The organism is Nonomuraea sp. C10, from assembly GCF_008017515.1.
Taxonomy (GTDB): Bacteria; Actinomycetota; Actinomycetes; order Streptosporangiales; family Streptosporangiaceae; genus Nonomuraea; species Nonomuraea ferruginea.
On sequence record NZ_VPFF01000003.1, the window covers coordinates 1,123,168 to 1,132,188 of the forward strand.

General features: G+C 65.9%; 13 protein-coding genes and 1 tRNA gene. 4 read left to right on the top strand and 10 right to left on the bottom strand.

Features of this window, described 5'->3' with window-relative positions; genetic code table 11:
* The first annotated feature begins 486 nt into the window (after window positions 1-486).
* Window positions 487-873: a hypothetical protein gene (locus FR742_RS36835; RefSeq protein WP_148035889.1), complete on the top strand. Its 387-nt coding sequence runs from the start codon at window positions 487-489 to the stop codon at window positions 871-873.
* Window positions 874-1,442: 569 nt separating this feature from the next.
* On the opposite strand, the gene FR742_RS36845 is transcribed toward FR742_RS36835, so the two are convergent.
* From FR742_RS36845 to FR742_RS36860, 4 genes are read right to left on the bottom strand one after another with little or no spacing between them, the layout of a single operon-like run.
* Window positions 1,443-2,135: a hypothetical protein gene (locus FR742_RS36845; RefSeq protein WP_148035890.1), complete on the bottom strand. Its 693-nt coding sequence runs from the start codon at window positions 2,133-2,135 to the stop codon at window positions 1,443-1,445.
* Window positions 2,132-2,740 (bottom strand): hypothetical protein, encoded by a 609-nt coding sequence (locus FR742_RS36850; RefSeq protein ID WP_148035891.1) that lies wholly within the window; start codon window positions 2,738-2,740, stop codon window positions 2,132-2,134. Before FR742_RS36850 ends, FR742_RS36845 begins: the two co-directional genes overlap by 4 nt.
* Entirely contained in the window at window positions 2,737-3,411 is a 675-nt protein-coding gene (locus FR742_RS36855; RefSeq protein ID WP_148035892.1) for a response regulator transcription factor, read from the bottom strand. The genes FR742_RS36850 and FR742_RS36855 overlap by 4 nt, the downstream gene beginning before the upstream one ends.
* Window positions 3,408-4,664 carry a sensor histidine kinase gene (locus FR742_RS36860; RefSeq protein ID WP_187281552.1) on the bottom strand — a complete coding sequence of 419 codons (1,257 nt, stop codon included), beginning with the start codon at window positions 4,662-4,664 and terminating at the stop codon, window positions 3,408-3,410. The genes FR742_RS36855 and FR742_RS36860 overlap by 4 nt, the downstream gene beginning before the upstream one ends.
* Before the next feature lie 124 nt (window positions 4,665-4,788).
* On the opposite strand from FR742_RS36860, the gene FR742_RS36865 reads away from it, so the two are divergent.
* The 3 genes from FR742_RS36865 to FR742_RS36875 are packed head-to-tail and all read left to right on the top strand — an operon-like array spanning window position 4,789 to window position 6,870.
* Window positions 4,789-5,541, top strand: coding sequence for an ABC transporter ATP-binding protein (locus FR742_RS36865; protein WP_148035894.1), 753 nt, complete (start codon window positions 4,789-4,791; stop codon window positions 5,539-5,541).
* Window positions 5,538-6,419, top strand: coding sequence for a hypothetical protein (locus FR742_RS36870; protein ID WP_148035895.1), 882 nt, complete (start codon window positions 5,538-5,540; stop codon window positions 6,417-6,419). Before FR742_RS36865 ends, FR742_RS36870 begins: the two co-directional genes overlap by 4 nt.
* Window positions 6,420-6,468: 49 nt before the next feature.
* Window positions 6,469-6,870 carry a site-specific integrase gene (locus FR742_RS36875; protein WP_148035896.1) on the top strand — a complete coding sequence of 134 codons (402 nt, stop codon included), beginning with the start codon at window positions 6,469-6,471 and terminating at the stop codon, window positions 6,868-6,870.
* A 359-nt stretch (window positions 6,871-7,229) separates the two neighbouring features.
* Here FR742_RS36875 and FR742_RS36880 read toward each other — a convergent pair whose 3' ends face one another.
* The 6 genes from FR742_RS36880 to FR742_RS45450 form a co-directional block, all read right to left on the bottom strand.
* Window positions 7,230-7,544: a helix-turn-helix domain-containing protein gene (locus FR742_RS36880; RefSeq protein WP_222709338.1), complete on the bottom strand. Its 315-nt coding sequence runs from the start codon at window positions 7,542-7,544 to the stop codon at window positions 7,230-7,232.
* A complete protein-coding gene (locus FR742_RS46665) occupies window positions 7,544-7,732 on the bottom strand; it encodes a type II toxin-antitoxin system RelE/ParE family toxin (RefSeq protein ID WP_396990574.1) in 189 nt (62 codons plus the stop codon). The genes FR742_RS36880 and FR742_RS46665 overlap by 1 nt, the downstream gene beginning before the upstream one ends.
* Window positions 7,733-7,735: 3 nt before the next feature.
* Complete coding sequence (locus FR742_RS46670; RefSeq protein WP_396990576.1) at window positions 7,736-7,903, bottom strand: type II toxin-antitoxin system RelE/ParE family toxin; 168 nt, start codon at window positions 7,901-7,903, stop codon at window positions 7,736-7,738.
* Between the two features lie 134 nt (window positions 7,904-8,037).
* Window positions 8,038-8,110, bottom strand: a tRNA-Ala gene (locus FR742_RS36890).
* A gap of 19 nt (window positions 8,111-8,129) precedes the next feature.
* A complete protein-coding gene (locus FR742_RS36895) occupies window positions 8,130-8,861 on the bottom strand; it encodes an HAD family hydrolase (RefSeq protein ID WP_148035898.1) in 732 nt (243 codons plus the stop codon).
* Between the two features lie 15 nt (window positions 8,862-8,876).
* On the bottom strand, window positions 8,877-8,996 hold the full coding sequence (locus FR742_RS45450; protein ID WP_013130296.1) for a DLW-39 family protein: 120 nt from the start codon (window positions 8,994-8,996) through the stop codon (window positions 8,877-8,879).
* Between the last annotated feature and the right edge of the window lie 25 nt (window positions 8,997-9,021).

Consider the following 9,021-nt stretch of genomic DNA (forward strand, 5'->3'; position numbering starts at 1 on the left):
AGCATTCCCGGATGGTCATGGTCGGCAATTGGTCTTCCGCCGAACCGGTCCGTGGCGTCGTGGGTTCGGCAAGGGAAAGATCCGCCTGTCGCATGGGGGATGAAGGCGAACATCAAGCCGCCGGCAGCCGATGAGACGGTGCCAGTGGAGGAACTGCACGACCGATCGGACCCGCTGGACGGAACCTCCCGGGGCGAGCATCATCCTGGAGCCGGTATCCGTCCGAGGCGTAGATTGACGGAGTGAGCCGGATCCGTCGCGTTGTCGCACTGGTAGTGATCGCGATGGGAGTAGTCGTTGACAGTCGTTACCGTGTTGTCCGAGCCGGTGATGTTCCTGCTGGAACGGATCCGCTGGCCGAGAGGCCGTGGCCGACATTCCGCAGAAGCGGCTCTTCCATCCTCTCCACCCACGCGGCTGCCGCACGAAACCGGCCCTTAGCTGAGATCGCTTGCCATGCGGGTCCGGCCGTGGTGGGCTCCTGCCGTGAGCAAAGTCTGGTACCCCGGCGAGCTCGCGCTTCCTCTTGCCTTCCCGGACCGCCGCTTCCGCCTCTGGAGCTATGTGCCCACGCACAGCGGCCTCGTCGTGCGGTCGGAGTTCGAGCCTGACACGCCCCATGTCGAAGTGCTCTTCCAGGTCGTCCACCTGATCAACCTTCCGACCAGGATGAACGGGCTCGTGGTCGCTGTCGGAGAGGACAGTGGAGCGTCGGGCGTGACATTCACCGTGAGCGGCGATGACTTCTCGGGCCACGTCATCGCGAGCTACCTGTGTCTTGGCGTAGAGGAACGATCAAGATACAGTCCAATCTCGATCTTCCACGGCTTGCTGAGCAGCGAATTCCCGCCCGAGCCACGCTCTCCCGCCTGATCATCCCGGAGCCGGAGCACGGACGGGGCACGCCAGCGATCGGGCGGCGCTCATCTAGGCCGGAGCTCCCTGCTGGAAGAACGGCCTTGAGCCGTGGGGCCTTGATCTGCTTGGGTCTGCCTGGGCGTGGCAGACGGGAAGATTCGACACTGACCCTTACCTTCCGGACTTCCAGAACCCTACTCAGGTCCGTGTCCGGATGTCAGCGGGCACCCCGAGGGCCATCTGAGTCGCCCGTCCGGCTATCCCTTCATTTCCCCACTGCTCGGTGGGCTGGGGCTGGGCACGAAGTCCCAGACCTTCGATCGCCCCCGACCGCAGAAGCCTCGCTGATCTCAAAGCACGGATGGGACACGATAGCGACCGCGCCGCGCTGATCTATGAGCACGCGACTAGTGACGCTGACCAGAAGATCGCCTGAGCTTGCTCCGTGGCTGAGCTGTTGCGTCGGCAGGCGTGGATGACGCGTAGCCGGCCGCGACCGAGGATGCGCACCGCGTTGGGGTGGCGGGTCGCGAGCTCGCTGGGAAGGATCCTCTGCCCAGCCACTCGTAGACGATCGGGTCGTTCTATGAACGAACGGCGGGGTAGAGCGATGCTGTGCCGATTCCAGCAAACAGGATGAGGGTGCCGATGACGGCTATGGGCATCGCAGCCACCGGCACGATCCAGGCTGCGGCGATGACTGCGGCCCCGATCACGATGAGGATGCTCGCGGCGTAACGGTAGGCACGATGCTGGGTTTTCAGGACGCGGGCCTCTCTTGGGCCGCCGGTGACGGCTTGGACCCTGATGAAGGGGAAGGTGGCTCCGAGTCCGATCAGGAGCACTCCTACGGCGGTGCTTACTAGGGGCACGACGGGAACTTTGTCGGGTGTGTACAGGCTGATGAGTGCGACGTGCAGAATCGGGAACAGGACGCTGAGCCCGACGAGGAGGCCGCCGAGGACGAGTGCGGAGCCTCGGCGCTCCTTGGCCGCTGGTTCCGCCACTGAGCGACTTCGGGAGTGTTCCATGATCCGTGCGTCAAGGGTGGGAGCGAAGGCGAGCAACACTGCTAGAAGGACCAGTGCGAGAGGCATGGCGGCGACGGTGACCGCGCGCGGCACGGTGCTGGCGCCGTGGTTGCCCGCGGCTTCGCGGGTGACGATGGTGGCGTCCATGTGGGGCCATTGCAGGATCGACCAGACGATCATGGCGATTACTGCGAGGCCGACGATCACGAAAGCGGGAACGGGCAAGCGGGCCGAGTTCGCTGTCATGTGAGTGCTCCCTCACGGGTTGACGGCGTTGCCGGGGGTCCGGCGGAGCCGTGTCCGTTCGCTTGCCGTGTGCGGGTCAGGCCGACAATGCCGAGGATCACGCCGACTACGCCGAGCAGCGAGAGAACGATGCCTCCTGCTGTCCACCAGGCGAAGGGCTCGAAGACCTCGGCGCCGTGGAACGGCGGTGCGGCGACCACGTCGACGCCCGCATCGCAGGTGATGGTGTACTCGCCGCCGATGGTGGCGGTGACACGGGCGAAGGACTCGTACCGTGCTCCGTTGACGAGCGTGTTGAGTGCGCTGGCCGGCTCGTAGCTGACGGCCGCCTCGTCCTCGCCGGTATGCGCCCGGCATGTGCGGTAGTCGGCGTGTTCGAGGTCTCCGACCGGGGCGAGGAGAAAAACGGATTCTCCCGCGTCGAGTTCGACGGTTCCAGCCGGACCGATGCGGATGGTGTTGTCCACATAGTCGATCGCCTGGGGGACGGTGGCGAGGCTGCCGGCGAGGACGCCGAGAACGGGGCCGCTGATCGTCAGGATCGCGCCAAGAACCAGGGCGATGATCGCGCGCGTCCCGTGCTGGGCCGGCGGGGGCGGGATCATCGCCTCCTCGTCTCGCTGTCGAGGTTCCAGTGGGGGTTCTGGTGCGCCCAGATCACGGCCTGCACTCGGTCGCGGACGCCGAGCTTGGCGATGATCCGGGAGACGTGGGTCTTGACGGTGCCCACCTCCACGAACAACGCTCCGGCAATCTCCGCGTTGCTCAGCCCGTCGGCGAGGGCGGCGAGGACATCCTGTTCTCGCGCGGTCAGCTCCGGGAGCGGTGCGGTAGGCGTCGTCGGGGGTTTGCGGCGAGCGAACTCGCGGATCACCCGTGCGGTCACGGACGGTGACACCAGGCCGTCGCCGGCCGCGGCCGCGCGTACCGCGAGTGTGAGGTGGGCGGGGTCAGTGTCCTTGAGCAGGAACCCGGCGGCTCCGTTCTCCAATGCGCCGAACACATACTCATCGAGGTCGAAGGTCGTGATGACTACGACCGGGATCGGATTTTCAGCATCCGGGCCGGCGAGCCGGGCGGTCGCGGTGATGCCGTCGCCTCCCGGCATCCGCACATCCATCAGCACAACGTCGGGTCGCAGAGCCAGCGCACGGTCGACCGCTTCGCGTCCGTTGGATGCTTCGGCGATGACCTTGATGTCGCCGTCGAGTTCGAGGAAGGTGCGCAGCGAACGGCGTACCGTGGGCTGGTCGTCGGCAATGAGCACCCGGATCATGGCGTTTCCTCCATGACGAGAGCGGAATCGTTCGGCAGGGTGCTCGGCAGTTCCAGCGTGACCCGCCAGTCGCCATTCGCTGCGGGGACGGCCTCGAAACGTCCACCCACGAGTCCCGCCCGCTCGGCGGCACCGACCAGTCCGTACCCGGTGCTCGCGTGGCTGGAGCGCGAAAAGTGAGCGTCCGTGCTCGTGTCTCTGGTCGGGTTCGTGACGGTGAGCCGCACGCTGGTGTCGTCAGCGTCGAGTGCGATCGTGACGGGTCGTCCTGGCGCGTGGGCATCGGCATTGAGGAGAGCTTCTTTCAGCACGCTGAGCGTGGTCGAGGCGGCCGCGTCTGCGACGTGGACGGGAACACGGATGTGCGCGTCCACGGCGATTCCGCGCTCGGAGGCCAGAGTGTCGATGAGATGCCGTGCAGCGTCGTGCAGGGGTGCTCGCTCCGGCCCGTGATGGTTCTCGTCGCGGAGCGTGCGAACCACGGTACGCATGTTGTCCAGAGCGCGGGCGGTCTTCTGCTCGACCTCACGGAGGATCGGGTCGTCGCTGGTGATCCGCAGCGCACGGATGGAGAGCAGCACGTCCATGACTTCGTGCGCCGCGAGGTCATGGAGATCACGGGCGAGTCGGTTGCGCTCGGTAGCGACAGCCTCGGCGTTGATCGCCCGTGCATGCTCTTCGATCAGTCGGGCACGCTCGGCGGCATCGCGAACCCGTTGCCGTTGGAGGCGGAAACCGAAACCCAGAACGAAGCAGGCGACGAAGAAGAATCCGAGGTCCAGTGCGACCAGCCCAACCTCCGGCAGCGCAATCTGCTGACCGCCGCGAACGGCAAGGCCGAGCTTGACGCCGACACTGAGCACCCATCCTGCGCCTACGGTGAGCAGGCCGGTACGTAGTGGCGCATATGTAGCGACCGCGTAGACGCTGAGCCACAGCGGCAATGTGAGCCCGGCATTGCCGCTGTGGCCCAGCATCAGTGAGCTGGTGACGACGACCAAGAGCACCGCGCCGAATACAAGCAGCGGGTACCTGCGATGCCACCACAGCAGCCCGGCCGTCAGCGTGTTGACGACGACGAAGACGACGTAGGTCCACCACGGGCTGATACCGGGCATGCCGGTCGCGATGAGGGTGTGGAACGCCCACAGGTAGAGCCCGCCGGTCACGGTGCCAAGGCCGCCGACCGTCAGCACGACGGCGGTCTCGTGCCGGAAGGCGCCGTTGTTGTCGGTCGAGGGTGACGTGGCCATGTATCCATGATGTCGGCGCTGGTCGAGAACTTGCCTCTGCCTTCCGGCAGATATTTCCCGGTTGCGGCCGGAATCTGTCCTCCGACAGATGTGCGACCGATCCTCATCCCCGCACGCTGGACGCATGACAGCGCCCGCCCACACCGCACCTGCCGCCGGTCTTTCCGTCTCGATCCACGGCCTCGGCAAGAGGTTTGGTGAGCGGGAGGTTCTGCGCGACATCTCCTTCACCGCCCGGGCCGGGCGCGTCACTGGGTACTTGGGCCCGAACGGATCGGGCAAAACCACCACGATCCGTATCTTGCTCTCTCTCACCGGTGCGACCGCAGGCTCAGTCGGCTTCGGTGAGCGCTCGTACCCGTCGATCCCGCGCCCCAGCCGCGCAGTAGGCGTTCTGCTGGAGAACACCGGCTTGCATCCTGGACTGACCCCGGTAACGCACCTTCGTATCGCCGCTGCAGCGTCAGGTGTCCCGATGTCGAGGATCGCCGAGGTCCTGGACGAGGTAGGGCTATCCGAGGTCGCGGATCGCAAGATCAAGACCTTCTCCCAAGGGATGCGACAACGGCTTGGCCTCGCTCTCGCCCTCTTGCCTGAACCGGCCACGCTGATCCTGGATGAGCCGGCTAATGGCCTCGATCCCGAAGGCGTGATCTGGATGCGGGGTCTGCTGCGCGGCTACGCCGCCCGCGGAGCCACGGTGCTGGTCACCAGTCACGTCCTGGCCGAGCTGGAGCGGTTCATTGACGACGTGATCGTCATCGGCAGCGGACGCATCCTCGCCCAGACTGCTTTGGACCGCCTACCAGACGACACCGACCTCGAAGCCTTCTATCTCTCAACGCTGCACAGCACAGGGCAGAAGGCCCAGGCATGATCGCCAGCGAACTTCTCCGCATCCGCTTCTCTCTCGCCGCGAAGATCGTCCTCGTCCTGGTTCTCGCCGAAGCTGTCTTCATCGGGCTGCTGCTCGCTTTCCTGCCCTCGCTCATCGACGGACTGGTCGCGCTCAACGACGTTATCCCGAACGCCACCCAAGCCGACCAATTCGACGCCACGCAGCTCGTGGCGCTCTCCCTCGGCACTTCGGCCACACAAGAAGTCATCATCGACCTTCTCGGCAACTCCGGCACAGGGATCGGGTTCCCCGCCATCGCAGCTCTGCTCCTTGGCGCGCTCACCATCACGACCGAGCACCGCCGCGGATCGCTCATCGTCAGCGCCTTGGCCGAGCCCCATCGGGCACGGCTCCTGCTCACGAAACTCAGCGCGCTGGCGGTGACCGTGCTCGCCGCCAGCATCCTGCTCATCATCGTCCGCGGACTCATGCTGACCGCAGGGCTCGCAGTTCAGAGTGAACCGCTGTTGCTCGACCCCGCCGACGTGCTCGGCCTGTGGGGTCGTGGAACGCTGACGCTGATCCTCTACGCCGGGCTCGGGTTCGCCCTCGGCCTGCTCTCTCGCAGCCCGGTCGCGGCGATCCTCGTGCTCGGAGCCGCGATCATCATCGAGAGCATCCTCCGACCGATCACCCTGCTGATCTTCGGCGCGCCCAACCCCGCCCAGTTCCTCCCGTTCGGACTCGTCCCCGACATCAGCGGAACCAATCCCCTCGCAGCCTTCACCGGCACCACCGTCATCACCAGCGGCCTCGCGCCGGCAGTAGCGCTGCTCGTCCTTACAGCATGGACGCTCCTCGTCACCGCAGCAGCATCGACCCGATTCGTCCGCACCGACCTACCAGATCGACAGTGAGCGCCATTGGCAAGGCTCAGGATCGACGCACGCATGCTCCGCGCACGGCATGGACACGGCGCCTACACGATCCCCGACGTGGCCGGGTGGGCCGCGAACCGTCCCGGCGCTGACCGAACACCTCGACGCCTTCGTGGACGCGGCCAGCGACGCCTTCGTGTTCCTCGCCAAGCGGGGCGCGTTCCTGCGGGGGAGCAACTTCCGGCGAAAGGCCAAGTGGGCGGAAACGCTCAAGGAGATGGGCCTTCATGGTGTGCACTTCCACGATCTACGCCACACGGGCAACACCCTGGCGGCGCAGTCCAGGGCGAGCCTGGCCGATCTCAAGGCGCGCACGGGACACGACAGCGACCGGGCCGCACTGATCTACCAGCACGCCACCCGGGACGCCGACCAGAGGATCACCGACGCCTTGGACGCACGGGTCCGCAGGGAGCGCGAGCAAGGCTAACGGCACGTAGATGGCACGAACGCCGCTTCCCATGATCGGGGAAGCGGCGTTTTTCGAGGTGGAGCCTAGGAGATTCGAACTCCTGACTGCCTGCTTGCAAACGGGAACCGGTCACCCTGTAGGCGGCTCCCGGACCTGGTCAGGCGGCAGGTGCAGACTGATGGCGTGTGATCACGTAAGCCGGTGTTGCTGTACCTGCTGCTGTACGCGACGCCCCGGACCGGCGCTCCCATCATCCCGATGTCCAGGCCGAGAGGAAATTCCAAGGCTGGCGGAATGCATACGGTGACCTGCTCACGCTGCCAGATAGCCCCTCGCCCTATCCGAGACACCAGACGATATGAACCTCCCGCCCCGCCTCAGGCGATGGCAGCGATGTCACCGTCGTCAAAGTAGATCGACTGATGGAGCCGACCACCCAGAGCAGTGGCGTACCGGGCGAGCACGTCCTGCCCGGAGATCTTGCCTTGCTCGATCTGTGAAATGCGGCCCTTGGTGACCCCCATGCGCTGCGCGATGTCCTGCTGGGTCAACCCGCGACTACGACGGATATCAGCAAGCCGGTGTCCTTGCACCTTGGCGAGCAGTTCCTGCTTGCCCGCCTCAACGGCGTCCTCGCCGCCGGCACGTTCGACATGCTCAGCACGAATGTCCTTCCAACGCGCATATCCCATCACGATCCGCCCTCCTCCGCCTGCCGTTCCTTTACGTAGAGCTCGTAGCGCTGCTCGGCGAGCGGGATGGCCTGCTTGTACCAGGCATTCCACTGTCCCGCCTTGTCACCCGCGACCAGCAGGGTGCTGGACCGCCACGGATCGAAAGCGAACAAGATCCGCACGGTCCCCGGCCGAAGCTCCTTCAAGTTCTACAGACGTGAAGCGGTGATCGTATCGACCAGCGGCCGTCCCAGACCTGGTCCTCCTTCGGCAAGCGCGTCGATCGCTTGCACAACACGCCTATGTGTCGCGTCGTCGAGTTGCTCGATCCACTCGCGCACCTCGTCGACAATGTAGACGTCCCACTCGTCTGCCACGTACAGCAGTATAGCGAACGGTATACCTCCTCTGGGTCCTGTATCAGCGCTGGGAGACCCGAACGACAGAAGATCACCAAAGGCTAAGACACCGACGCCCCGCACCAAGATCGGTTGCGGGGCGTTTCACGAGGTGGAGCCTAGGAGATTCGAACTCCTGACTTCCTGCTTGCAAAGCAGGCGCTCTGCCAGCTGAGCTAAGGCCCCTTCGAACAATGAAGATAGCCTACCGAACCGGCGCCGGTATCCGCGCGCCTCCCAGGTCGCCGCTCAGGATCAGCTCCGGGAGTGCGCCGACGGACGGTAACACGTGGGTGGCGCCGCCGCCGACGAGGCGGTCGCGGCTGTGGCCGCTGTCGGTGAGGATGCCGGCCACGACGGCGGCGCCGGCGCGGTGGCCGGCGAGCATGTGGCTCTCGGAGTCGCCGGCGACGGCTACCTGACGGACGTCGGGGATGCCGAGGCGGAGGACGGCATGCAGGACCATGTCGGGCCAGGGGCGGCCGCGACCGCCCGCGTCTTCGGGGCTGATGGCCAGGTCGATCTTGTCGTGCCAGCCGAGGATGCCGAGGACGCGGCCGAGGGTGGTGCGGCTGAAGCCGGTGAGCAGGGCCAGCCGGATGTCGGAGCCGCGGAGCTTGTCGAGGACCTCGACGATGCCGGGGGCGGGGGTGAGGCCGGAGCGTTCGAGGGCGCCTTCGTAGGCGCGCTCGAAGGTCAGGTTGGCGGCCTGAGCCCGGGCCTCGTTCTCGGGGAAGATGCCCCGGAAGACGTCGATCTTGGGTTGCCCCCGGGACCGGTGCACGTGCACCATGGCACGTGCGTACGCTCCGGTCCCGGGGACTATGCCCTGGGTGGCGATCGCCTCGGCGAACGCGCGCTCCACCGTGGCGATGTCGCCGACCGTGGTGCCTGCCAGGTCCAGGCACACCAGCTTGATGGGGACGATGTCACTCATCGCCTCGCCGGTCGGTTAGTTCTCGCTACCGGTCGCCTCGGTCCAGAGATCGAGCTCTGCCCGATCGGCCTGCACCTTGCGCCAGATCAGCAACCCCCCAAGGGCGACCAGCGCCAGAACAAGCAGCTTCTTCACTGTGTGACCCCACTTCTTCGACGGT

Coding starts and splice junctions, on each gene's coding strand:
- FR742_RS36895 (WP_148035898.1), bottom strand. CDS start 8,861: ATGAGTGACATCGTCCCCATCAAGCTGGTGTGCCTGGACCTGGCAGGC.
- FR742_RS36875 (WP_148035896.1), top strand. CDS start 6,469: ATGGACACGGCGCCTACACGATCCCCGACGTGGCCGGGTGGGCCGCGA.
- FR742_RS36865 (WP_148035894.1), top strand. CDS start 4,789: ATGACAGCGCCCGCCCACACCGCACCTGCCGCCGGTCTTTCCGTCTCG.
- FR742_RS36855 (WP_148035892.1), bottom strand. CDS start 3,411: ATGATCCGGGTGCTCATTGCCGACGACCAGCCCACGGTACGCCGTTCG.
- FR742_RS36845 (WP_148035890.1), bottom strand. CDS start 2,135: ATGACAGCGAACTCGGCCCGCTTGCCCGTTCCCGCTTTCGTGATCGTC.
- FR742_RS36860 (WP_187281552.1), bottom strand. CDS start 4,664: ATGGCCACGTCACCCTCGACCGACAACAACGGCGCCTTCCGGCACGAG.
- FR742_RS36880 (WP_222709338.1), bottom strand. CDS start 7,544: ATGGGATATGCGCGTTGGAAGGACATTCGTGCTGAGCATGTCGAACGT.
- FR742_RS36850 (WP_148035891.1), bottom strand. CDS start 2,740: ATGATCCCGCCCCCGCCGGCCCAGCACGGGACGCGCGCGATCATCGCC.
- FR742_RS36870 (WP_148035895.1), top strand. CDS start 5,538: ATGATCGCCAGCGAACTTCTCCGCATCCGCTTCTCTCTCGCCGCGAAG.